Below are 24,838 nucleotides of genomic sequence, written 5' to 3' on the forward strand. Positions count from 1 at the left end.
ATGGGCGCCTACCTAATCGTTCCGCCCCTAGCCGACAAGGGCGGAAATGGCGGTACGCGCGGCGGGCAGCCATGCCGAAGCGAAGCGGGGGTTGAAGAAGTCGAGACGGTGGAGCGCTTCCCGCCGGTCCATCCATTCCGCCTTATAGGCATTGTCTCCGGTGCCATAATCGATCCGCTGCACCGCGTCGGTATCGATGGCATGCGCGAACATCGCGTGGCTGAGCAACGTTCCAGGCGAAGCACCGTCGAACGCGCGGTCATGGGCGAGCTTGTGAATCAGCGCCGTGCCATTTTCGACTGTCCAGAACTGCGTCGCGATGGGCTGGCCATGCAGGCGAACGAAGCCCAGGCGCAAAGTTCCCGCAGCGGCTTCCCGTTCCGCCAGCGCTCGCAGGAAGGCAAGACCGGGTTCGGGCTGTTTCCAGCTGCTGGCATGGACGGTGACATAGTCGCGCCACAGGGCGTCATTGACCTGCTGCCCGATGTCGATGGTGAAGCGGCTGGCGCGGGCCTTGCGCTGCAACTGATTGCGCAGGCGGCCGGGGCGGTCGGCCCAATAGGCAGCGAAATCGCGGCCATTCAGGTCGAGCAGATGGCGGCCGCCCATCGGGCGCCGCACAGCGAACCATCCAGCGCGGCGAAAGGCGTCGAGTAGCAGGTCGGCATGATCGGTGACGGGATAAAGGTCGATATGCGCGCTGCCGGTAACAAGATGCGCGGCCATCACTTCGACCAGCCGACGACGGGTTTCCGGGCATGGATCACCGATGAAGATCGGCGACCAGGAAAAGCTGTACCAGTTGGCAAGTGCGCTCAACCGCCGCGCGGTGGGAGACATCAGGAACAGCCAAGCTTCATTGCCATCCTCCATCGTATGAAGGATGCGCACCGGCACTTTGCCGAAACAATGGGCGTGCAGCGATTCGAACCAGTCGATCCGGTCGAACAGCGAAGGGGTGGAAGCGCGATCCATCCGTCCCGCCATCGCGCCGCGAGCATGGGCAATCGTGCTATATTCCCTTGCGACCAGCAAACCACTATCTCCCCGTCGCCCCCGCATGTAGGTGAAAAGTCTGGAAATGGAGTTAAGCAACAGCCTGGAACGCACACCGGCCGTGATCGACGGCGCTGAAGTGTTGCCCATCGACCATGTGCTTTTGCGCGGCGACCCTGCCGGCCTGGCGCTGGACGGTCGGTCGGGAACGCAAAATTATGCTGAGCTGGAAGAAACGCTGGGACAACTGGCGGGCTGGCTCGCTGGGTTCGGTCTTGAGCGCGGGGCAAGGGTCGCTAGCTGGATGGCGAAGGGACCCGTAGCCGCGCTGATGCCGCTTGCCGCCCCCCGTGCGGGATTGGTCCATGTCCCGATCAACCCGTTGCTCAGGCACGCACAGGTCGCCCATATTCTGGCCGACAGTGGGGCGCGCCTGTTGATCGGCACGGCGGCCCGGATCGACACGCTGGGGGCCGCCGATGTGCCGGGGGAATGCCGCCTGCTGCGGGAGGAGGACGCCGCTTGTGCGATGAGCGGGGGCAGCGCGATTGGCCCGTCCGATGCCGAACCGCACGATCTGGCCGCCATTCTGTACACCAGCGGGTCGACCGGCAGGCCCAAGGGCGTAATGCTCAGCCACGCCAATCTATGGCTGGGCGCGGCGTCGGTGGCCGATTATCTGGGGCTAGGCGCGCAGGACAGGACACTTTGCGTGCTGCCATTCAGCTTTGACTATGGGCAGAATCAGCTGCTTTCGACCTGGTTCGCGGGGGGATGCGTCTATCCGCTGGACTATCTGACGCCGCGTGACGTCATGAAGGCGGTAGAGCGGCGCGAAATCACGACGCTGGCGGGTGTGCCCCCGCTCTGGGTGCAGTTGACCGAATTGAACTGGCCGCCGGAAGTCGCGGGAAGGCTGCGGCGGATCACCAATAGCGGCGGGGCGCTGACTCGCCCCTTGGTGGCGAAGCTGCGCAGTCTGTTCGCCAACGCCGACATCTATCCCATGTATGGGCTGACAGAGGCGTTTCGATCCACCTATTTGCCGCCCGCGCTGGTGGACAGCCATCCCGATTCGATGGGATCGGCCATTCCCCATGCCGAAATTTTGGTGGTGCGGCCCGATGGCATCGTCGCCGCCGATGATGAGCCGGGAGAATTGGTGCATTGCGGTCCGCTGGTCGCGCAGGGCTATTGGCAGGATGCGGCGCGCACGGCAGAGCGGTTCCGCCCCGCGCCGCCCGCATCGCGTTATGGCGGTATGGCGGTCTGGTCCGGCGACACGGTGCGGCGCGATGCGCAGGGCCTGCTGTATTTCATTGGCCGCGACGATGCGATGATCAAGTCGGCGGGCAACCGCATCAGCCCGACGGAGATTGAAGAAGCGGCGGTCGCCGTGCCGGGCGTGGCTGAAGCGGTCGCTATGGGCATCAAGGATGAACGGTTGGGGCAGGCCGTGCTGCTGTTGATCAGATCCACCGATCCGCTGGCGGAGGCGCAGGTCGAAGCGCGGCTGAAGGCTGAACTGCCCAATTTCATGCATCCGCGCACGATCGTCAGGCGGGATGAATTTCCGCGAACGCCCAATGGGAAAATAGACCGGGCAGCATTGATGGGGGAATTTGACCGATGAAACCGATGGGTCCGATCCCGCCATTCTTCACTGGCGAAGACGGCATGTTGCTGATCGGCGGCTGTGGCGCGGCCAGCCTGGTGGAGGAGGCGGGGGACACGCCGCTGTTCGTCTATGACATGGGCATCGTTCAGCGTCAGGTGCAGGATTGGCGTGACGCCATGCCGTCGATGATGTCGCTGCATTACGCGGTAAAGGCCAACCCTTATCTACCATTGCTTCACCGCATGGCGGCGTTGGTGGACGGTTTCGACGTGGCGTCGGGCGGGGAAATGGGCCGCGCGTTGGAGGCGGGAATGGACCCTGCCCATGTCAGCTTTGCCGGGCCGGGGAAGCGAGACGATGAACTGATCGCGGCGATCGATTCGGGCGTTACCATTAACCTGGAATCCGAAGGAGAAGCACGCCGCGCCATGACCATCGCCGGGCAGCGGGGCCGTACGCCCAGACTGGCCGTTCGCGTCAATCCCGATTTCGACCTGAAGGGGTCGGGGATGCGGATGGGCGGCGGGGCCAAGCCGTTTGGCGTGGATGCCGACCGGGCGGCGGCGCTTGCCCGCTCGTTGATCGATGCGGGCGCCGACTGGCGGGGCTGGCATATCTTTGCGGGGTCGCAGGCTCTGGATGCGTCGGCCTTGATCGAAACGCAGGCGGCGACGGTGGCGCTGGCGGCGCGACTGTCCGACACCGTTGGCGTCACGCCGCCGCTGGTCAATCTGGGCGGGGGCTTTGGCATTCCCTATTTTCCCGGAGATGCGCGGCTGGACATCAGGCCTATCGGCGAAGCGCTGGCGCATGTGCTGGATGCGCGGGCCGACATTCTGGCAGGCAGCGGGTTCGCGATGGAACTTGGCCGCTGGCTGGTGGGCGAATGCGGGGTCTACCTGACCCGCGTTGTTGATGTGAAGGTCAGCCAGGGCGAAACATTCGTGGTTGTGGACGGCGGCCTGCATCACCAGCTTGCCGCCAGTGGCAATTTCGGCACCGTCGTCCGCCGCAACTATCCGATAGCCGTGGCGAACCGCTATGGGGAAGGCCCGGCGGACCAGGCGGTCACCGTCGTTGGCTGCCTGTGCACCCCCATGGACAAGCTGGGCGACAGGGTGGCGTTGCCAATGGTGGAGGAAGGTGACCTGATCGCGCTGTTTCTGGCAGGCGCATATGGGGCGTCGGCGAGTCCCGCGGCCTTTCTGGGGCATCCCAACCCATTGGAACTGTTGGTCGGATGACGTCGGGAACGGTTGACGCCTAACCCAATCTTTACCCTTTGAGTGCAAGAAGAAGCCCAAAGCCCATGGCTTGATGGCTCGCCTGCCTGTGCAGCAGCCATCCCGCGCGGCTGCACGAAGAGGTGAAGATATGCGTTTTCTGTCTGTTTCCCGGGCTCTGATCGGCGCAGCGATCCCGGCGGTCGCGCTTTCAGCTTGCGCATCGGGGGGCGGTGGGCGGCAGCTTCCGCCAGCATCCTTCGTGTCTCAGGAAGAAGGACCGGGCGAACAATATGTGATCGGCCCTCTCGATGACCTGACCGTGTTCGTGTGGCGCAATCCCGAACTGGGCGCAAAGGTGCAGGTGCGGCCCGACGGTCGTATCACCACACCGCTGGTCACCGACATGGCGGCAGTGGGCAAGACGCCCAAGCAGCTGGCCGACGACATGAAGGTGGCGCTCACCAAATATATCGAAAACCCGCTGGTGTCGGTGATCGTCAACAATTTTTCAGGCACGTTCAGCCAGCAGGTGCGGATCGTCGGCGCGACCGAAAAGCCTGCGTCCATTCCCTATCGCGCGAACATGACGCTGCTCGACGCCATGATCTCTGTCGGCGGCCTCAGCGAATATGCGGCGGGCAACCGCGCACGGCTGGTCCGCTTCAACAAGGAAGCGGGCAAGCAGCAGGAATATCAGGTCCGCATCGGCGACCTGCTGAAACGCGGCGATAGCAAGGCAAATGTCATGCTGGCGCCCGGCGACGTCATCATCATTCCTGAAAGCATGTTCTGATATGGCGGGACTTTATGATGAGCTGCTGATCGTCCTTCACGGAATTTGGAACCGGCGTTGGCTGGCCCTGGCCGTGGCGTGGGGCGTGTGCATGCTGGGCTGGCTGGGCGTGGCGCTGGTCCCCAACAGCTATGAAAGCAAGGCGCGGGTCTATGTGAACACCCAGTCGCTGTTGCAGGACAAGGTGGGCATCACCCAGGTCCAGTCCCAACAGGACCTGGACCGTGTGCGTCAGACGCTGGCCAGCACCGGCAATCTGGAACGGGTGGTGAAGGAAACCGACCTCAACCAGACGGTCAGCGGCCCGCGCGACGTGGCGGCAAAGATCACGACCCTGCGCGAAGGCATCACGGTGATGGCGCAAGCCGACCCCAGCATGATCGACATCAGCGCGAAGTCGGCCGATTCGGGCCTGTCCGACGGCGCCAATGCGCGCATCGCGCAGCAGGTCGTGCAAAAGCTGATCGACATATTCCAGGAAGCCAATCTGTCGTCCGATCGCGTGGAAACCAAGCAGAGCCTGGCCTTCCTCGACCAACAGATATCTGAGCGCGGCAAGCAACTGGCCGTCGCGGAACAGCGCCGGGTCGAATTCGAACAGCGTTATGCGGGCGTCCTTCCGGGCGCCGGGTCCATCGGTCAGCGCATGGACGCTGCCCGGATGGAGATCAACAATATCGAATCGCAATTGGCACAGGCCCAGGGCGCGCTGAGCGCCATGAACGGGCAGCTGGCCGGCACCCCGCAGACACTGCCTGGCACGGGCGTTTCGGGCGGCCCTTCGGCTCTGGCGCAGGCGCAGGGCGATCTGGCGGGCATGCGCGCGCGCGGATGGACCAGCAGCCACCCGGACGTGATCGCTGCCCAGCGGCAGGTCGATGCACTGCGCAAGCAGGGTGGCGGTGGCGCGGTGGGCGGCACGCCGAACCCCGCCTATCTTTCCATCAAATCGATGCAGGCTGAACGCGCTGCGACGGTGCAGGCGCTTCAGGCCCGCAAGGGGCAATTGCAGGCAGACCTTGCCGCCATGTCGTCGCGCCAGACCGATGAGCCTGGCCTCGCCGCCGAGCAGGAAAAGCTCGACCGCGACTATCAGGTGCTCAAGACCCAATATGACAAGCTGCTTGCCGACCGCGAGGAAATCCGCCTGCGTGGCGATGTGAAGACGGAAACCGGCGCGGTGCAGTTCCGCGTCGTCAATCCGCCCAGCGCGCCCACCGCGCCGACCGCGCCGAACCGGCCGTTGCTGCTGGTCGGGGTGCTCATTGTGGGCATCGGCGCGGGCGTTGGCACAGCCTTTGCCGTGGGACAGCTCAAGGGCAGCTTTCCTACGGCGGCCCGGCTTGAACGCGCCATTGGCCTGCCAGTGATCGGGTCCATCACCCAGACGGTCAGCGCCACGCAGAGGGCGGTCGAAAAACAGCGGCTGAAATGGTTTGCAGGCGCGAGCGGCGGGCTGGCGGCGGTTTGCATGCTGCTGGTCCTGGTCGAATTCATCCAGCGCGGCATGGCCTGAAGGAGAGCGGTAATATGAACAAGCATAGCTCCCTCTCCAACGGTTCGCTGATTGAGCGGGCGACGGAGATATACGATTTTTCCGCCGCACTGCGCGGGCGCGCCGCACCGGATGTGGACGTCCCGGCAGAAGCTCTGGCGGCAGCGCCTCCGGTTGTGGACATGGTCTCGCCATTGGGTGCCGGGGCAGCCGTGCAAGCGCCCGAATGGACCGGCCCCGTCCAGCCGATCGATCGCATCGCCCTGGCGGAGGCAGGCTATCTGCTGCCCGACGGCGCTGTCAGCGCAATGAGCGAGGAGTTTCGCTTGCTCAAGCGCGACCTTCTGGCTCAGCTGGCCGACGATCCGCGCGGCAATCATATCCTGGTCTGTTCCGCCCATAGCGGCGAAGGCAAAAGCTTTTGCGCGATCAATCTGGCGCTCAGCCTGGCGGCGGAAAAGGAGCGGGAAATCCTGCTGGTCGACGCCGATTTCGGCAAGCCCGGCATTCCCGAAGCGCTGGGCCTGACCAGCGGGCCGGGCCTGATGGATGCACTGGCCGACACCACCATATCCGTGGAAGACTGCATCATCCGCACCGATCTGCTGTCGTTGTCCGTGCTTCCGGCCGGACGGCGGAGCAACAATGATACGGAATATCTGTCATCCAGCCGAACGCAAGCGCTGCTCAATCGCCTGACGGAGGGGCGGCCCGACCGCGTGATCATATTCGATTCGCCCCCGCTGCTGGCCGCTTCGGCCGGGGCGGTGCTGGCCAGCCATGCCGCCATCGCGCTGCTGGTGGTGCGGGCCGACCAGACGAGCGAAAGCGCGCTGCGCGACGCGGCAAGCATGCTGAAGGGCGCGGGTCAGGTGCAGCTGTTGCTGAACGGCGTCAGCTTTTCGGGCACCGGGCGGCGCTTTGGCAGCTATTACGCCACGGGGGGCGCCGACGAATGAAGTTGCAGTTTTTTCTGGTGACCGCTGGCGTCATGACGCTGGGCCTGGGCGCGCCCGCGCATGCGCAGGAGCGCAGGGTTGAAGTCACGCCCTATCTGGGCATCGATCAGGTGGTGATGGCGCCGCTGACCGGCGGTGGAGAGGTCCTCACCTATACCAACGTCACGGCGGGCGCGACCGCCAGCATCCAGACGCGCCGGATGGAAGCTGTCGCGGACGTGCAATATAACCACAGCTTTGGCTGGGGTGGCTCCGCTACCGATCAGGATGTGATCAGCGGCATCATTTCGGGCCAATATGGACTGGCGAGCGGCCTGACGCTGAATGCCGGGGCGCTGGCCAGCCGCATTCGCACGGATGGGTTTTCGGGTGCGGCGACGCTGAATGACAGCCAGACGAGCCAGATTTATGCAGGCTATGTCGGCCCCGCCTATGCCGCGTCGTTCGGCGACATCGACGTCACGGCCTCCTATCGCCTGGGCTATGCCAGGGTCGAAGAGGATGCAGGCGCGAACTTCGGTGGCGCGGGCCTGTTCGACGAATCCGTTTCGCACAATCTTGCCGGTTCCGTCGGGGTCGGGCCGGGCGTGTGGCTGCCGGTAGGGATCGTCGCCAGCGCGGGTTATGACCGTGAGGATGCCAATCAGCTTGATCAGCGGTTTGAGGATAAATGGGGTCGCCTGGACGCCACCCTTCCGGTGTCGCCAACGGTCGCCCTGGCAGGCGGGATCGGCTATGAAAATATCAAGGTCAGCCAGCGTTCGCCGTTGCTGGACAGCAATGGTTTGCCGGTCGTGTCCAATGGCCGCTACGTCACGGATGACAATTCGCCGCGCCAGCTGATCTACGAATTTGACGACATCATCTGGGACGCAGGCGTGCTGTGGCGACCCAATCACCGCACCTCGCTGGAAGCGCGCGTGGGTGAACGTTATGGCGGCATGACCTATAGCGGCAGCTTCGTTTGGCAAGGCCGCAACAGCAGCGTCGCGCTGGTGGTCTTCGATGGCATCGACAGCTTCGGGCGGATCATCACGTCCAACGTCGCCTCCGTGTCCGGCAGCAGCCTGGATGTCGTGCGCAACCCATTTACGGGCGATTTCACCGGCTGCGCCTTTTCGGAATCGGGGGGCGGCCAGTGCTTCAACGATGCCTTGTCGGGTGTCACCAACGCCAATTTCCGTTATCGTGGCGTCGCGGCTCAATATTCCGCACGGCGCGGGCCTTGGGGCCTTGGCGTCGGGGCGGGCTATTCCCAGCGCAAATTCCTGACGCCATCGGGGCAGGCTGTGCTCGTCAGGGGATCGAAGGACCAGAACTGGTATGGCACCGGGTCGCTCACCTATGTGATCGACAGCCAATCCAGCATCGATAGCGCCGTCTATGCAAATTATTTCGATGCCAGCGGCGCGCGTCTGGATGTGCTCAACCTGGGCGCGTTCACCAGCTACAACCGCCTTATCAACCGCAATCTTCAGGCTTCCGCATCGCTGGGCATCGACAGTGCCAAGGCGGATGAACTGGACGCGCTGATCACCGCGATGGGCCAGATCGGCCTGCGCTACAGCTTTTAACCCGGCCGGGTGGAGACGACGAATGTACGATCAATTCTACGGATTTGAAGGCCGCCCCTTCCAGCTGACGCCGGACCCGCATTTCTATTTCGAAAGCGCGACGCATCGCAAGGCGCTGTCTTATCTGGGCTATGGGCTGGCGCAGGGTGAAGGCTTCATCGTCATCACCGGCGACATCGGCGCGGGCAAGACGACGCTGGTCGGCCACCTGATGGCGACGGTAGACCCCGCTCGGCTGACCGCGGTCAAGATCGTGTCGACGCAGGTCGGCGGCGACGACATGCTGCGGTTGACCGCGCAGAGCTTTGGCCTGCCCGTCGACAACATGCCCAAGGCGCAGGTCCTGCGACAGGTCGAATCCTACCTGCATGCGCAGGCGCGGGCGGGCCGCCGGTCGCTGCTGATCGTGGATGAAGCGCAGAACCTGTCGGTTTCCGCGATCGAGGAATTGCGGATGCTGTCCAATTTCCAGTTGGGTGGGCATTCATTGTTGCAGATATTCCTGCTTGGCCAGCCGGAGTTTCGGGACCTCATGAAGTCCTCGCAGCTTGAGCAGTTGCGCCAGCGCGTCATCGCGACCCATCATCTGGAACCGATGATGGAAAGCGAGGTGGAGCCTTATATCCTGCACCGCCTGTCGGTGGTCGGGTGGAACGGCGATCCGTCGTTCACGCCTGACGCCTTTGCCGCCATCTACGCCGCGACCGGGGGCGTGCCGCGCCGGGTCAACGTGCTGGCCAGCCGTGTGCTGCTGCTCGGCGCGCTTGACCAGTTGGCTGAAATTGATGCCGACGCGGTGGCGGCGGTGGTCGCCGATATGGGGGCGGACAGCGATGCCGCGCTGGAACCGGTTCGCCCATCGGTGCTGGACTGTGTCGAAGAAGACGACATAGTTCCGGCCCAGCCCCAGAAGGCGGTGGAGGCGAATGAAGCCATCGCGCTGAGGGCCGAAATAGAGGCATTGCGCGCGCGTCAGCCCGAACCGTCGGTCACGCTGACGACCGAAATCGCAACGCTGCGAGCCGAACTGAACCGGCTTCGCGCCGGTCAGGCGGAGATTCAGGCCGTCGATCCCGAAGCGCTGAAAGACTGCTTCACCCTGATTGAGGAACGGCTGTCGTCGCTGGAATTCCGTGTTGGCGAACAGGATGTTGCGCTGCGCCGCGTGCTTACGCTGCTGGTGGAATGGGTGGAACGCGAACAGCGCATGGGTGACCCGCAGCAAAGCGCGGCGGCCTGACCCATCATATCAGGATGATGCAGAACGCCCTTTCCGTCGATGTTGAGGATTGGTTTCACGTCGGCGCGTTCGAACGGACGATCCGGCGTGAGGACTGGGCCGCACTGCCGCATCGGGTCGAACATAATACCGACGCGGTGCTGGACTTGTTCGCGCAGGCCGGGATCAATGCAACCTTCTTCACGCTGGGCTGGGTAGCGGAACGCTATCCTGCGCTGATGCGACGCATCGCTGCTGCCGGGCATGAAGTGGCCAGCCATGGTTACGATCATGCGCGCGTCTTTACCCTGTCACCCGAAGAGTTCCGCGCCGATCTGCGCCGGTCACGCGGGCTGCTGGAAGACGCCAGCGGGCAGGCGGTCACAGGCTATCGCGCGCCCAGTTTCTCCATCGACCAGCGCACGCCATGGGCTCACGCCATATTGGCGGAGGAAGGCTATGCCTATTCCAGCAGTGTCGCACCGATCCGGCATGATCATTATGGCTGGCCCGAATCGCCGCGCTTCGCCTGGAAGCCGGTGGCCGGGTCGCCATTGGTCGAACTGCCGGTGACGACAGCCATGTTGGGCCGCCGCCGTTTGGCTGCGGGTGGCGGGGGTTTCTTCCGGCTGCTGCCCTACGCTTTTTCCCGTTGGGCAATCGGCCAGGTGAACCGGCAGGAACAGCGACCAGCCGTCATCTATTTCCACCCTTGGGAAATTGACGTGGATCAGCCGCGCATCGCCGACGCGCCGCTCCGGTCGCGCATTCGCCACTATACCAATATTCCCGTGATGGCCGACAAGCTTCGGCGGCTGATCGGCGATTTTGCCTGGACGCGTGTCGACGCGTTGCTCCCCCAGGAAGCGGGACGGGCCTGATGATCGCCGCCGATCTGGCCGTTACGACGCTCAACCTTCGCGATCCGGTTCAGGCGCAGGCCGCCGACGAATTTGTGATGGGCAGGGCCGACGGCACGCCGTTCCACCGCCCGGCATGGTTGACCGCCATCGCCCGCGCCACGGGCAATCGCGGGCATATGCTGGCTGCTGTCGCTCCTTCAGGAAAGATCAGGGGGCTGCTCCCCCTCACGCATATGAAAAGCCGCCTGTTTGGGCAGGCTCTGGTGTCGTCCGGCTTTGCGGTGGATGGCGGCGTTCTGGCCGAAGATTCGCGCGCTGCTCAGGCATTGGGCGCTGCGGCGCAGGATATGGCGCGCAATCTGGCGGTGGGGTCGGTCGAACTGCGCGGCGGCGACGCTCAATCGGATGATTGGGCGCGGCATGAAGGCAGTCATCTGGGCTTTTCCCGCCCAATTGCGGCTGACGATGAAGCTGAACTGCTCGCCATTCCGCGCAAGCATCGGGCGGAACTGCGCAAGGCGCTCGCCAACCCGGCGCTGCATATGGACGTGGGCCGGACCGACCGGCTGATCCGTGACCACTATCGCATATTTTCCGAAAGCGTCCGCAATCTGGGCACGCCGGTCTTCCCCGCGCGCCTGTTTCGCGAAGTGCTCGATCAGTTTGGAAACAATGCCGACATCCTGGCCATCTATGAAGGGGACCGTCCGGTATCCGCCGTGTTGACGCTCTACCATCATGGCCGGGTCATGCCCTTTTGGGGTGGCGGCGTCGCCGACGCACGGCGGCTGCGGTCCAATGAGCTGATGTATTATCGCCTGATGGGCCATGGCCGGACGCAGGGCATGACCATGTTCGATTTTGGCCGGTCCAAGACGGGCAGCGGTCAGGCGGCGTGGAAAAAGAGTTTTGGCTTCGATCCCGTTCCGCTCGCCTATCATAGCTGGTCGGCGGATGGCGCGCGGCGGGACATTAATCCCAACAGCCCCGCCTATCAGCGCCGGGTGGAAATGTGGAAAAAGCTGCCACTGCCAATCGCCAATCTGATCGGTCCCTGGATCGCGCGGGGGCTGGGATGACCGGCGAAGTCCTGTTCCTGTGCCACCGCATTCCCTATCCGCCTGATCGGGGGGATAAAATCCGGTCCTATCACATGCTCCAGCGGATTGCGGAGGTCGCGCCGGTTCATGTCGGCTGCTTCGCCGATGACGACCGCGACATGGGCTTTGCCGCAGACATGGCCGCCTTGACCGCCAGCCAGTGCGTGTTGCCGCGCGACCGTTCGCGTGTCGCCGCAGGGCTGCGTGGCCTTGCCCGGCGGCAACCGCTGCTGGTGTCACTGTTCGACCATCCGGCGCTGCATCACTGGGTCGCACAGGTGCTGCGCGAACGGCCCATCAGGGCCGTCTTCGCCTATTCGGCCCAGATGGCGCATTTCGTGCCGCTGCTGGGACCCGAAACTCGCTTTGTCATGGACTTTGTCGATTTCGACTCCGCCAAATATGCCGCCTACGGGGCGAAAGGCAGAGGGCCGATGAGCTGGATTCACCGCCGCGAGGGGCGGCTGTTGCTCGACTTTGAGCGTGCGACCGCCGCGCGCGCCGACATCAGCGCCTTCGTCAGCGATGCCGAGGCGGATCTGTTTCGCGCGGTCAGCGGGCTGGGACCAGACCGGGTGCGTGCAATCGACAACGGTGTGGCGCTCGAATATTTCGATCCCGCCGCCAGCTTTCCTTCGGTTGAAAGGGGGGAAGGCCCGCTGATCGTCTTCACCGGCCAGATGGACTATCGCCCGAATGTCGAAGCGGTGGAGGCGTTTGCATGGGGCGCTTTCCCGATCATTCGCGCGCGCTACCCGCAGGCGCGCTTCGCCATCGTCGGCCGCAAGCCCACCGGGCAGGTGCAGGCGCTTGGCCAGCTGCCCGGCGTCACCGTGACAGGCGCCGTGCCCGACGTGCGCGGCTGGCTGGCGGCGGCGGACGTGGTGGTCGCGCCCCTGACGATCGCCAGGGGCATTCAGAATAAGGTGCTGGAGGCTATGGCGATGGCGCGACCCGTCGTCGCTTCCCCCCAGGCCGCCGAAGGCATAGACGCCAGCGACGGCGCGCATCTGCTGGTCGCGGACGATCCTGTCGAACAAGCGGCGAAGGTCATGGCGCTGATCGCCGATCCCTTGGCGGCAAGGCGGCTGGGCCAGGCGGCGCGGGCGCGCATGGAACAACGCTATCGCTGGTCGGCGACATTGCGGGACCTGCCGGCAATGCTATTCGGTCAGCCCGCCAATGATGCGCGCACCGCATGACCGATCGCGCGCTTCCTCTGCACCGTTTCTCCGGTCTGCGCCTCTCAGGGTGGCGCGGGCATCTGTCCGCGGTCGCCATCGTCTGGCTGGCGATCCTGGCGCTGTTCCACAGGGACGCGGCGGGAATGGTGTCGATCTGGTGGAACGCCTCCACATTCGAACATTGCCTGTTCATACCCTTCCTGATCGCCTGGCTCGTGCAGCAGCGCTTGCCCGGTCTGCGTCAGATGCAGCCGGTCGCCTGGACGCCGGGGCTGATCTGGCTGACCGTGGGGGCGGTCGCATGGCTGCTGGGCGCGGCGGCGGGGGTTGCGCTGTTCCGCCATGTCGCGCTGGTCCTGATGATGCAGGGGACGGTCGTCACGCTGTTGGGCCCCGCCATCTCGCGCGCGCTGCTGTTCCCGTTATTCTACGCATTTTTCATGGTCCCCTTTGGCGAGGAAATCGTCGCCCCGTTGCAGATCGTGACGGCGCGCCTGTGCATGTTCTTCCTTGGCCTGTCGGGCGTGCCCGCCCATATGGACGGCATATTCATCACCACGCCAACCGGCTATTTCGAAGTGGCGGAAGCCTGTTCCGGGGCGAAGTTCGTCATAGCGATGACCGCCTATGGCGCGCTGGTGTGCAACGTCTGTTTCACCCGCTGGTCCCGGCGCATCCTGTTCATCACCGGCGCATTGGCGCTGTCCGTGCTGGCGAACGGGGTCCGGGCCTATGCGACGATCCTGGTCGCTCATTTCACCAGCATCGACGCAGCCGCTGGCTTTGATCATGTCCTCTATGGCTGGGTGTTCTTCGCAACCGTCATGATAATCGTGATGGCAGCGGCATGGCCGTCTTTCGACCGCAAGCCCGGCGACCCCTGGTTCGATCCCGACACGCTGCGCAATCCCACAACTGGAGTGGTATCGGCCGCACTCGCCACGGCCATCGCGCTGGGCCTCATCCTGGCCGCACCACTATGGCTCGCGGTCAGCGCGGCTGCCAGCGAACCGCTGCCCGGCGCGCCCCAACTGCCGGTGGTGAAAGGATGGACCCTCACGCCTGACCCCGCACGCTATCCATGGACGCCGCGCTTCGATGGAGCCGACCACCTGATCACCGCCCGCTATCGCGATGGCGATGGCGATATCGTGGATCTCGCCATCGCCAGCTTCGCCCGCCAGGACGAAGGACGCGAGCTTGTCGGCTTTGCGCAGGGCGCTGCCGATCCTGATCAGGGCTGGACATGGTCTTCGCCCGCCAAAGCACCGCCAAACGCGCGCGGAGAGCAGATTACCGCCCCCGGCCCAGTCGTCCGTCATGTGGTCAGCTTTTACCGCGTCGGCGACGGCGCGCTTACCGGCAGCGCGCCACAGGTCAAGCTGGCCACGATGAAGGCCCGGCTGCTGGGCACTGACCAGCGCGCGGTCGCCATCCTGCTGTCCGCCGAAATGGGGCAGGGCAGTTCCGCCGACGCCGCCATCGCGCAATTTCTTGCCGATCTGGGCCAAGTGCAGGAATTGGCTGACCAAAGCCTCGGCATTCGCTAAGGCCATTTCGCATGTGCGGAATAGCGGGCATTTTTCACCTTGAGACGGCCAAGCCGGTCGACCCGGCGCGCGTGCGCGCCATGCTGGACGTGATGCCACATCGCGGCCCGGACGGCAGCGGCATCTGGACCGCGCCCGGCGTCGGATTAGGCCATGTGCGCCTGTCTATCATCGATCTGGGCGGCGGCGCGCAGCCGATGCTGACCGAGGATGAAAGCCTGGCGGTCACATTCAATGGTGAGATCTATAATTTCGCCGAAGTCCGCGCCGAGTTGGAGGCGAAGGGGCACATATTCCGCACCGACAGCGACACCGAAGTCATCCTGCACGGCTATCGCCAGTGGGGCGAGGCCTGTGTCGAACGGTTCAACGGCATGTTCGCCTTTGCCCTGTTCGATGCCCGCGCACAGGCGCTATGGCTGGTGCGCGACCGGCTGGGGGTCAAACCGCTCCACTATGCGCTTCTGTCTGACGGCAGCCTGATTTTCGGGTCGGAACTCAAGGTCCTGCTGGCTCATCCCCTGTTGCGGCGGTCGCCAGACCTGTCGGCGGTCGAAGATTATATGGCTTATGGCTATATTCCCGACGACGCCTGCCTGGTCGCCGGGGTGCGCAAACTGGGCGCGGGGCAGACGCTTCGCATGGTGCGCGGACGTCCCATGCCCCAGCCGCAACGCTATTGGGACGTGAGCTTCGCCGAACGCAGCAAGGCGAAGCCTGAAGCGCTGGAGGAGGAACTGGTCGCGCTGATGCGGCAGGCGGTGCGATCGCGCATGGTGTCGGACGTGCCGCTGGGCGCTTTTCTGTCGGGCGGAGTGGACAGCAGCAGCGTCGTCGCCCTGATGGCGGAGTCATCGACCCAGGCGGTCAAAACCTGCACGATCGGTTTCGATGTCGCATCGCTGGATGAAACCGCCTATGCCGACCGCATTGCCCGGCGTTTCGCCACCGACCATCGCGCGCGCATCGTGTCGCCGGACGATTATGGCCTGATCGACAGGCTGGCATTTCATTTCGACGAACCCTTTGCCGACGCATCCGCGCTGCCAACCTATCGCGTATGCGAACTCGCGCGGGAAAAGGTGACGGTGGCACTGTCGGGCGATGGCGCGGACGAAGCCTTTGCCGGTTATCGCCGCCACCGTTTCCAGATGCAGGGCGAACGGATACGCGCGCTGATCCCGGCATCGGTGCGCCAGCCATTGTTCGGCGCACTGGGGCGCTGGTATCCCAAGGCGGACTGGGCGCCACGTTCTTTACGCGCCAAATCGACCTTCCTTGAACTGGCGGGAGAAGGCGGCGAAGCCTATGCGGCGTCGGTCGGCGTCACCCCCCATGCACTGCGTCAACGCCTGTTCGGGCAGGATATCCGGTCGCGCCTGGGGGGGTATCGGGCAGAGGATCGCTATATCCGCGCCATGGCAGACGCGCCCGCGCGCGATGCGCTCGACCGCGCGCAATATGCCGATCTCCGCATCTGGTTGCCCGGCGATATATTGACCAAGACCGACCGGATGAGCATGGCCGTAGGGCTGGAAGCGCGCGAACCGCTGCTCGACCACCGGCTGGTCGAATTCGCCGCGCGCCTCCCGGTCGCTCAGCGCATCCGGGGCAACAGCGGCAAATATATATTGAAAAAGGCGATGGAGCCTTATCTGCCGCAGGACATCCTCTACCGCCAGAAAATGGGCTTCGTAACCCCCATCAGCAGTTGGTTCCGCGGCCCGCTGGCGGGGGAGGCCAGCGCCATTGCGGGTGGATCGGCGCTGGCAAAAACCGGCTGGTTCGATACGAAGATGCTGGCCAAGGTGGCGGCCGACCACAAATCCGGCGTTTCCGATCATGGCCGCCTGCTTTGGCAATTGCTGATGCTGGACAGGTCGCTGGGGCGGCTGTTCGGCCTTTGAACCGGCAATCGCCACTGCGGAACATCAACGCTTGCAACCCGCAAAGGCCGGTGCCAACGGGTCGTTCAGCTAATGGCTTTCAGGGACGCAAGTGACGGTCTCAAAGGAAATAGTGCGCGCGCGCCTTTACCTGCTGTGCCTGCTGGGGGACCTTGCGGGCCTGTTCCTGTCATTCCTGCTTGCCAATCGCCTGGCGCTCGGCGCGTTCATGGGCGAACCGGGCAAGCCGCACGGGCTGGTCATGTTCTCGATGATTGCGCCGCTGTACATCCTGCTGGCGGTGCAGGGCGGGGCCTATGGCATTCACATGCTGGCCAATATCCGCCGGGGGATTTTCCGGGGGCTTCTGGCGCTGGCGCAGGCCGCGCTGCTCATGCTGCTGATCGTCTATCTGGGCAAGATCGCCGAACAGCTTTCGCGGCTGACCTTCATCACGGGGCTTGGATTTTCGGCGCTCAGCGTCGCGCTCGTCCGTATCGCCATCAGCCGTCTGGGCGCCCGCCTGCTGGGCGAAGTGCCCCATCTGACGGCGGTCATCATGGATGGCGTCGAAATTGAAACCCGCGCGCATATGGAGGTGATCGACGCCGACGCCGCCAACCTGCATCCCGAACGGCATGATGCCGACATGGCCGCGCGCCTGGCCGCTGCCGTCGGCATGGCGGAACGGGTGATCGTCGCCTGCCCGATGGAGCGGATGGCGGAATGGTCGGTCGCGTTGAAATCGCTGTCGGCTCGTGGCGAAATCGTCGTGCCGGAACTGCTGCGCTTCGCCCCGGCGCGGGTCGACGAATTTGACGGGCAGCCCACCATCATCGTTGCGGGGGGACCGTTCCAGTTCCGTGACCGCATCATCAAACGCATCTTCGACATCGTCGTCGCAACCGCCGCGACAATCGCGCTGTCGCCCTTGCTGGTCGTCACCGCGCTTGCGATCAAGCTGACCAGCCCCGGCCCCATCCTGTTCAGGCAACCGCGCATCGGTCGTGACGCCCGGTCGTTCAACATCTACAAATTCCGGTCGATGCGCGTAGAGGCCAGCGACAGCAAGGCGGATCGTCTGACCGCCCGCGACGATGACCGGGTAACCGCCGTCGGGCGCTTCCTGCGCCGCACCAGCATCGATGAATTGCCGCAGCTGTTCAATGTGTTGCGCGGCGACATGAGCATCGTCGGCCCGCGCCCCCATGCCGCAGCGGCCAAGGCGGGCGACAGCCTTTATTGGGAGGTCGACGAACGCTATTGGGAACGTCACTGCATCAAACCGGGCATGACCGGCCTGGCGCAGGTGCGGGGGCATCGTGGATCGACCGACCATCATCAGGACCTGATCGACAGGCTCCAGTCCGACCTGGAATATGTCACCCAATGGTCGATCTGGCGTGACCTGCGCATCATTGTCGCCACTATCGGCGTTGTGGTGCATCATAAGGCCTATTGATGCGCGGCCTTGACCTTTTCCTCTGCGCCGTCCTGCTGCTTTCGATGGTGGCGCTGCTGTGGCCTTTCCTGTTCTACCCGCTGATCCTGCGCATGCTGCCGGACCGCCAGGAATTGCCGGAACAAGGTCCGCGCCCTACCGCTTCGCTGTTGTTCTGCGCCTATAATGAAGCGGCGGCCATGCCGGAAAAGATCGCCAATATCGACGCGATCAAGCAGCGGCATCCCCAATTGCAGATACTCGCCTTCGACGACGGGTCATCGGACGACACAGCTGCCTTGATCGCACAGCGGCCCGACCTGTTGACGCTGGTCCGTGGCCCCGGCCGCAGCGGCAAGGCGCATGGAATGAAGCGGCTGGCGGCGCAGGCGACCGGCGATGTGCTTATCTTCACTGACGCCAATGTACTGCTGGACGCCGACGCCATCGACAATCTGCTGGCGCGCTACGCCGATCCAGCCGTGGGCGGCGTTCTGGGGTCGCTCCATTATGTGGGGGAGGGAGAGAGCGCCACCGCGTCGGTCGGGTCCCTCTACTGGCGGATCGAGGAACGGTTGAAGGACGAAGAATCGCGCACCGGCAATGTGCTGGGCGCGGATGGGTCGATCTTTTCCATTCGCCGCGCTCTCTATCCCCAATTTCCCGACAGCGTGCTGGATGACCTGACCGTGTCGATGGCGGTGGTTTTCGCGGGCCAGCGGTTGGTGAAGGCCAGGGACGTCATCGCGCGTGAACGGCTGGTTACGGGGCGGGGCGACGAATATCGGCGCAAGGTGCGGATCGCCGCGCGTGCCTGGCATACGCATGTCCATCTACGACCGCAGCTAAGGCGCATGGCCGCGATCGACCGTTTCAAATATGCGTCCCGCAAGATTATACGCTGGTTCGGTGGCCTGTTCATCCTGACCGGTGCGATTGCAGCGGCTGTGCTGGCTGTTCGGGTCTCGCCTTTGCTCGCGCTGGGTGGGGCGGTGCTGGCAGTGGGTATGATCGCGATAGGACTGCGCGCCAAAGGCGGGCCGGTCGCGGCGGTCGTCGACATACTCGTCGCCTATGCAGCAACCTTGCAGGGCGTAATCAGGGCCATGAGGGGGCGGACGGTCACCATATGGAATCCGGCCAAGTCGCGTTGATCCCCCTCGCCAAAACGGCGGCATATTGTATAGGCCGTCGCTGTTTGTGCATCGGAGCCGAGGCGTGATTACTTTCCAGCGGGTGGCAAAGGCCGTCGGCAAACATTCGACCCGCGCCATATTGGCGGCGCGAAAGGCCTTGGGCGCGCGCGCCAATCGCGCTTGTCCAGCATGCGGCCAAACGGTCGTGGGCTTTTTTCGCTATGGCGACAATGCCGAATGGGGTTGCCCCGCCTGCGCCGCGTCGCCGCGCGAACGGTTGATGAACCACCTGATCACGACCAATGTCCTGTCGGTGCCCTCCACGGGGGCGATCCTGCACATGGCGCCCAACGAAGCGAGCCTGGTCCGCCGCTTTTCCGCAGCTGCCGATTATGTGCCTGCCGATCTCAACCCCGAACGATATAATGTTCCGGCCATGCGGCGCGTCGACCTGATGGCGCTGGCGGATGTGGATCGCTACGACCTGTTCTACGCCAGCCATGTGATGGAACATGTACCCGACGACCACCAAGTCCTGCGCAACATTCATCGCGCCCTGAAAGCCGGGGGCGAAGCCTGGTTGATCGTTCCGCTGTGGGACAAGCCGACCGAGGATGGCAGTTTCGACATCCCCCCGCGGGAACGCGAGCGCCGATTTGGCCAATGGGACCATGTCCGCCAATATGGCCCCGATTTCGCCGACCGCATCCGTGCGGCGGGGTTTGAGCTTGAGGAAATCGACGTCAGCAGCATCGATGCCGACGTTCGTCACCTGTTCGGGCTGGACGACCGGCTGTTCCGCGCGCGCAAGCCCGGCGGAACCGCCTAGCCGTGGGACAGCCCGGTGGCATGGCGGTCACCCGGTTGGAAGGGTCGGCCCGAATTCTGGCTCTGGTCAAGCTCGCCAATGTCGGGCTGACGCTGATCTGGGGCTTCGCCGTCACCTACGTGTTCGTGCGCGCGCTCCCCTTGCGCGAATTTCAATCCTTCCTGCTGCTTGTTGCTTTCGGCAATTTCGCCATTTCGGCGGAATTCGGCCTCACCAGCATCATCTACGCCCGACTGCGGCGGCACTGGCTGGGCGTCAGGGATGAAGGGGCGGGGCAGTTCCGGCTGGAGGAAATGGGGGTCCTGTTCCTGTTCCTTGGCCTGCTGATCGCCGGGGGCCTGGCCATCCTGCTCATTGCCCTGGCGTCAGGCGGCATCGACACGACGATGCCGGTGCTTTTCATCCTCTTTTTCCTGTCCGCCTGCGTCAACCTTCCCGCCTTGCTCGCCAAACGGGCGCTCGCCGCAGTGGACGGCAATTTCCTGTGGGAAGCGCTGGACTTCATGCGGCGCATCATGACGATCACGCTGCTGCTGTTCATCCTGCAGGGCCTTGATCCGCGCGTGTCGGTGGCGTTGCAATTGGGGGTCAGCCTGTGCGTCATCGCGTGGGCGATCATGCTGGTCCACGCCCGGTTGGGAATGACCGTCCGGCACTGGTTCGCCTTTCGCGTTGGCGGCGGCCATGTGCGCGCGCATTATCTACGCGACATCGGTGCGTCGGCCATGTTCACCATGTCGGAAATCGTCGCCTATAATGCGCCCTATTTCACGATAGCCCTGGCGACGCAGGACGCGCGCCCGATGCTGCTGTTCGACTTTTTCTTCAAGATGTCCCGCGCGCTGTCGATGTTCGTCCGCGCCGCGGTGGAAGCTGCCCTGCCGCGCATCACTCGCGCCTTTCACGCGGACGACCGCGCCCGCCTGAAGCAGCTGCTGACCAGAGCGCTCGGCGCAGGTTTCGTTTTCGCGCTGGCGACTTCGGTCGCGCTGGCGTTGGCGGGCACCTGGATTTTCGGGAAGCTGTTTGACGGCCGAGCGGCGATTTCGTCGCTGGACCTGCTGCTGGTCGATTTGGCCCTGTTCGCCCTGACGATCATCTGCGTATCAGTCTATGTCCAGGCCGCGCTTGGCCGCTTTGCGCATCTTTTGACCCGGTCGCTGCCATTCCTCGCCGGATCGTTGCTCAGCGTCCCGCTGGCCCTGTTGCTGCGCGATCAGTTCGATATCGCCTTCCTGTCCTTTTACACAGCGACGCTCCTTCTGGGCGCCATGCTCCACGGTCTGTCGCTGCGTCGCCTGTTGAAGGGCGAACGGTGAAGGTAACGATGGTCGATCCTTCGCTCTTCACCGGGCGTTACGACGACAGCCTGTGCGCGGCGCTCGCGGACGAAGGACAGGATGTGACGCTGCTGGGCCGCCCGATGCGATCGACCGACGCCATAGCGCCCAGGGGCTATGATTATGCCCCCCGCTTTTTCCGCCACAGCGAATCCCTCCGCGCAAAGCTGGGCGAAGGAAAGGCCTTCCGCCTGATCAAGGCGGCGGAATATGGTGCAACGGCCGCTCTGGGCAGGCTTGGCGCGTTGGAACGTTCGGACATCGCCCATTTCCAATGGCTGCCGCTTGCGCCCGCCGACCGGGTCCTGCTTCGCCGGTTGAAGGGGCGAACGGCCCTGGTCCATACCGTGCACAATGCGGACGCCTATCATGACGACGCGGGGATGCAGGGCCGGGGCTATCGCGCGCTGCTGGATCAATTCGACGCGCTGATCGTCCATGGCGAAACCACGCGGCACGCGCTGGAGCGGCAGGGCGTCTCGCCGCGCCGCATTCATGTGACGCCCCATCCGCCGATGCGCCTGGCCAGGGCGAGCGCGCAGGACCTCGCCGCGATAGCTGACCCCGTGACGCCAAGGTTGCTGTTTTTCGGCACGATCCGCCCCTACAAGGGGGTCGACCTGCTGATTGAAGCCTGCCTTTCGCTATGGCGGTCGGGCCTTGCCTTTGAACTGGTGCTGGCGGGCAAGCCCTTCATGGACATCGACCCGCTGATCGAAGGGGTCCGCGCCGCCGGGTTCGGCGATCGGCTGATGACCGACCTTGGTTTCCTGACAGAAGGGCGACTGGACGCGCACATGGCCAAGGCCGACGTCATTCTGTTCCCCTATCGGCACATCGATTCCAGCGGGGCGTTCCTGTCGGCGTTGCACCATGGCAAGGCGATGGTCACGTCCGACGCAGGCATGTTCGGCGCGCTTCCTGATGGCGCTGCGGTACGCACGCCCGCCGGAAATGCGCCCGCCCTTGCCCAAGCCCTCTTGCGGCTCATCGAAAGCACGGCCATCAGACACGCAGCAGGCGCGGGCGCGCGCGCCTATGGCGATATGATGGGCAGTTGGAAGGACATGGCGTTGACGACGATCGGCATCTATCGCTCCGTGGTGACGTCACAGGCATGAACCGCTATGTCCGCGAACTGACCGACCGCACGCTGGCGCTTCGCCTCGCCGTCGCGGGTCGCACCCACCAATATCCTGAAATCCAGGCATTGCGCCGGTTCCTGTCCACCTTTGCCATCGATTGCGTGTTCGATGTGGGCGCGAACCGCGGCCAATATGCGACGATGCTGCGCAAGGACGCAGGGTTCGGCGGGACAATCCTGTCATTTGAGCCGAACCCGGACATTTTCGCTGAGCTTTCCCGTCACGCCTCCAAAGACGCCAAATGGCATGTCTTCAACCTGGCCCTGTCCGATTTCGACGGCACGGCCAGCTTCAACATCATGGCGGCGGACCAGTTCAGCTCGTTGGAAAAGCCGGCCGAAGGACAGGATGCGATCTTCACTGACCGCAACCGGGTGACCCGTACGGTGGAAATGCAGTGCCGCCGCATCGACAGCCTGCTGCCGGAACTTCAGGCAGCGCATGCCTTCACGCGACCATTCCTTAAAATGGATACGCAGGGCCATGACATGTCGGTGTGCGAAGGGGCAGGGGACCTGCTGTCGCAGATCGCGGGGGTCCAGACGGAACTGGGCGTTCGACCCATTTATGAAGGCGGGATCAATTATCGCGCCATGATCGATTGGCTGGCGGACAGGTCGTTCCGGCCATCCGCTTTCTTCGCGAATAATAAGGGGCATTTCCCTCTCCTGGTGGAAATGGACGGCATTTTCGTCAACCAGGCGCTGTTGCCGCAGGGCGCCTGATGGGGTCCGGCGTCCGATCCGTCGATGCCCGGCGCCTGTTCCTGGCGGGGGCCATCGGCCTGACGCTTTGGCTGGGCGCGACCTTCCTGTGGCACGTGACATATCGGCAGGGCATCAGCCTGGCGGTCATCATGTTCCTGGATCAGGATTTTCCTGCACTGCTGGGCGGGTTGCTGCTGCTGACGCTGGCCGCGCCTTTCGCCGGGGGCATGGGTTTTCGCCTGCCCGCGCCACGTGCGCGCATCATCGTGCCCCTGATCATGCTGTTCGGCTTGGTCGCCTGGGCCGGACATTATTGGCTGTTCCAGGATTATGCGATCTCCCGCGATGAAGAGGTCGCCCGTTTTGCCGCCGCCTATATGCGTGAAGGGCTGTTGGCACGCCCGATCCCACCGGAATGGGAACCCTATCGCCGGGCGATCATGCCCGAATTCTTCTCTCCCTTTGGCGCGGCGGATTATTGGACGGCGGCCTATCTGCCGGTGAACAGCGCCATCCAGGCGATGTTCTGGCAATTGGGCGATCCCAACATGGCGGGACCGGCCCTGCTGATCGCGGGGCTGTTCGCCCTGTGGAGGGTCGCGCTTCACCTGTTCCCTACGCGCCCCGACGCGGTGTGGGTGACCATGCTGCTCGCTCTGTCGTCCGCTCAACTTTGGGTGACGGCCATGACACCCTACGCCATGACCGGGCATTTCGCGCTCAACATGGTGTGGCTGGCGCTTGTGCTGCGCGGCGGCGTGGTGGGGCATGTCAGCGCGGGCGCAGTCGCCTTGGTGGCGGCGGGCCTGCACCAATGGCATTTCCCGCCCATCTTCATCGCGCCCTTCATCCTGTGGATGCTGCTGGCGCGGCGTTGGGCGGCGGCGGCGTTCCACGTCATCGTGCTGGTGGCGATCGTCATCGTCTGGGCAAAGCTGTGGCCCGGATTTCTGGTGGAACTATTGGGGCCGCCGTCCGACATTCGTCCTTCGGCGGGGGTGGCGGACAAGGTCGGCAGCCTGTTCGAACGGCTCGGCGACCGCTGGCAACCCTTGGTGAACCTCAGCCGGTTTGCGGCGTGGAACAATATTTTGATGGTGCCGCTCGCCACGCTGGGCGTGTTCGCGATGCAATGGCGGCGGGCGATCAGGGGGCGGGAAATCGCCTTGCCGCTGGCCCTGGGCTGTTTTGCAGGCTGCGGGCTCGCGCTGGCGCAGGGCTATGGCTGGGGCTTTCGCTATGCCCACGGCTTTATCGGGCCGTTCTGCCTGCTTGCCGGACTGGGCTGGGCGCACTTTCGTCCGGCGGCGATGCGGCCGATCTTCATCGGTCTGGGCGTCACCTTGGTGGCCAGCGCCTATCTGGTCTGGCGGACCCATGTCTTTGTCGCGCCCTACGCCGCCAGCCACCGTATGATCGACGCATCGCAGGCCGACGTGGTGCTGGTTGATCCGCGTGGCGGCCTGTATGTGACGGATCTGGTGCGGGGCCGCAACGGCGTTCCGGGGCGGCCCATGGTCATCAACCTGGCCATGTTGACGCTGGATCAGGTGGATCAGCTATGTGAAAAATATGTGGTGGAACTGTTCGATCGCGCTGAATTCCGTCCGCTGGGTATTCCTTTGGCGCGCTGGAACCTTGGCAGGATGGATGCGCTGCGGGCACATATGAAGGAAGTCGGCTGCGACAGCCCTGTGCTGCCGCCTTTGCCCGAAACGATGGAGGACGCGTTCAACGCTTCGGGGGATGTGCTCTGACCTTGGCGGGGACGGTCAGC

The 24,838-nt window shown here is 64.2% G+C and carries 20 protein-coding genes; 19 read left to right on the top strand and 1 reads right to left on the bottom strand.

Features of this window, described 5'->3' with window-relative positions:
- Window positions 1-27 precede the first annotated feature (27 nt).
- A complete protein-coding gene (locus tag ACI3KQ_RS06630; RefSeq protein WP_404955962.1) occupies window positions 28-1,035 on the bottom strand; it encodes a GNAT family N-acetyltransferase in 1,008 nt (335 codons plus the stop codon).
- Between the two features lie 46 nt (window positions 1,036-1,081).
- On the opposite strand from ACI3KQ_RS06630, the gene ACI3KQ_RS06635 reads away from it, so the two are divergent.
- From ACI3KQ_RS06635 to ACI3KQ_RS06725, 19 genes are all read left to right on the top strand, one after another.
- Entirely contained in the window at window positions 1,082-2,629 is a 1,548-nt protein-coding gene (locus ACI3KQ_RS06635; RefSeq protein ID WP_404955963.1) for an acyl-CoA ligase (AMP-forming), exosortase A system-associated, read from the top strand.
- On the top strand, window positions 2,626-3,858 hold the full coding sequence (locus ACI3KQ_RS06640) for a pyridoxal-dependent decarboxylase, exosortase A system-associated (protein ID WP_404955965.1): 1,233 nt from the start codon (window positions 2,626-2,628) through the stop codon (window positions 3,856-3,858). The genes ACI3KQ_RS06635 and ACI3KQ_RS06640 overlap by 4 nt, the downstream gene beginning before the upstream one ends.
- A 130-nt stretch (window positions 3,859-3,988) precedes the next feature.
- Entirely contained in the window at window positions 3,989-4,633 is a 645-nt protein-coding gene (locus tag ACI3KQ_RS06645; protein WP_404955967.1) for an XrtA/PEP-CTERM system exopolysaccharide export protein, read from the top strand.
- 1 nt (window position 4,634) lies between these two features.
- Complete coding sequence (locus ACI3KQ_RS06650; RefSeq protein WP_404955969.1) at window positions 4,635-6,149, top strand: XrtA system polysaccharide chain length determinant; 1,515 nt, start codon at window positions 4,635-4,637, stop codon at window positions 6,147-6,149.
- A gap of 14 nt (window positions 6,150-6,163) precedes the next feature.
- Entirely contained in the window at window positions 6,164-7,087 is a 924-nt protein-coding gene (locus ACI3KQ_RS06655) for a P-loop NTPase (protein ID WP_404955971.1), read from the top strand.
- A complete protein-coding gene (locus ACI3KQ_RS06660) occupies window positions 7,084-8,661 on the top strand; it encodes a hypothetical protein (RefSeq protein WP_404955973.1) in 1,578 nt (525 codons plus the stop codon). The genes ACI3KQ_RS06655 and ACI3KQ_RS06660 overlap by 4 nt, the downstream gene beginning before the upstream one ends.
- Before the next feature lie 22 nt (window positions 8,662-8,683).
- A complete protein-coding gene (locus ACI3KQ_RS06665) occupies window positions 8,684-9,901 on the top strand; it encodes an XrtA/PEP-CTERM system-associated ATPase (protein ID WP_404955975.1) in 1,218 nt (405 codons plus the stop codon).
- Between the two features lie 14 nt (window positions 9,902-9,915).
- Complete coding sequence (locus tag ACI3KQ_RS06670; protein WP_404955976.1) at window positions 9,916-10,761, top strand: XrtA system polysaccharide deacetylase; 846 nt, start codon at window positions 9,916-9,918, stop codon at window positions 10,759-10,761.
- A complete protein-coding gene (locus ACI3KQ_RS06675; RefSeq protein ID WP_404955978.1) occupies window positions 10,761-11,822 on the top strand; it encodes a FemAB family XrtA/PEP-CTERM system-associated protein in 1,062 nt (353 codons plus the stop codon). Before ACI3KQ_RS06670 ends, ACI3KQ_RS06675 begins: the two co-directional genes overlap by 1 nt.
- Entirely contained in the window at window positions 11,819-13,045 is a 1,227-nt protein-coding gene (locus ACI3KQ_RS06680) for a TIGR03087 family PEP-CTERM/XrtA system glycosyltransferase (RefSeq protein ID WP_404955980.1), read from the top strand. The genes ACI3KQ_RS06675 and ACI3KQ_RS06680 overlap by 4 nt, the downstream gene beginning before the upstream one ends.
- Window positions 13,042-14,577, top strand: coding sequence for an exosortase A (gene xrtA, locus ACI3KQ_RS06685; RefSeq protein WP_404955982.1), 1,536 nt, complete (start codon window positions 13,042-13,044; stop codon window positions 14,575-14,577). The genes ACI3KQ_RS06680 and xrtA overlap by 4 nt, the downstream gene beginning before the upstream one ends.
- An 11-nt stretch (window positions 14,578-14,588) precedes the next feature.
- A complete protein-coding gene (locus ACI3KQ_RS06690) occupies window positions 14,589-16,484 on the top strand; it encodes an XrtA/PEP-CTERM system amidotransferase (RefSeq protein WP_404955984.1) in 1,896 nt (631 codons plus the stop codon).
- 91 nt (window positions 16,485-16,575) lie between these two features.
- A complete protein-coding gene (locus ACI3KQ_RS06695; protein ID WP_404955986.1) occupies window positions 16,576-17,925 on the top strand; it encodes a sugar transferase in 1,350 nt (449 codons plus the stop codon).
- Window positions 17,925-19,058 carry a glycosyltransferase gene (locus ACI3KQ_RS06700; RefSeq protein ID WP_404955987.1) on the top strand — a complete coding sequence of 378 codons (1,134 nt, stop codon included), beginning with the start codon at window positions 17,925-17,927 and terminating at the stop codon, window positions 19,056-19,058. The genes ACI3KQ_RS06695 and ACI3KQ_RS06700 overlap by 1 nt, the downstream gene beginning before the upstream one ends.
- A gap of 64 nt (window positions 19,059-19,122) precedes the next feature.
- Window positions 19,123-19,869 carry a methyltransferase domain-containing protein gene (locus ACI3KQ_RS06705; protein WP_404955989.1) on the top strand — a complete coding sequence of 249 codons (747 nt, stop codon included), beginning with the start codon at window positions 19,123-19,125 and terminating at the stop codon, window positions 19,867-19,869.
- 20 nt (window positions 19,870-19,889) lie between these two features.
- The gene (locus tag ACI3KQ_RS06710) at window positions 19,890-21,188 is read left to right on the top strand and encodes a hypothetical protein (RefSeq protein ID WP_404956186.1); all 1,299 of its coding nucleotides are present in this window, start codon (window positions 19,890-19,892) and stop codon (window positions 21,186-21,188) included.
- Complete coding sequence (locus ACI3KQ_RS06715) at window positions 21,185-22,330, top strand: glycosyltransferase family 4 protein (RefSeq protein ID WP_404955991.1); 1,146 nt, start codon at window positions 21,185-21,187, stop codon at window positions 22,328-22,330. The genes ACI3KQ_RS06710 and ACI3KQ_RS06715 overlap by 4 nt, the downstream gene beginning before the upstream one ends.
- The gene (locus ACI3KQ_RS06720) at window positions 22,327-23,079 is read left to right on the top strand and encodes an FkbM family methyltransferase (RefSeq protein ID WP_404955993.1); all 753 of its coding nucleotides are present in this window, start codon (window positions 22,327-22,329) and stop codon (window positions 23,077-23,079) included. Before ACI3KQ_RS06715 ends, ACI3KQ_RS06720 begins: the two co-directional genes overlap by 4 nt.
- The gene (locus tag ACI3KQ_RS06725; RefSeq protein WP_404955995.1) at window positions 23,079-24,818 is read left to right on the top strand and encodes an MFS transporter; all 1,740 of its coding nucleotides are present in this window, start codon (window positions 23,079-23,081) and stop codon (window positions 24,816-24,818) included. Before ACI3KQ_RS06720 ends, ACI3KQ_RS06725 begins: the two co-directional genes overlap by 1 nt.
- Window positions 24,819-24,838: the final 20 nt, after the last annotated feature.

The sequence above is a fragment of the Sphingobium sp. ZW T5_29 genome, assembly GCF_044987515.1.
GTDB lineage: Bacteria > Pseudomonadota > Alphaproteobacteria > Sphingomonadales > Sphingomonadaceae > Sphingobium.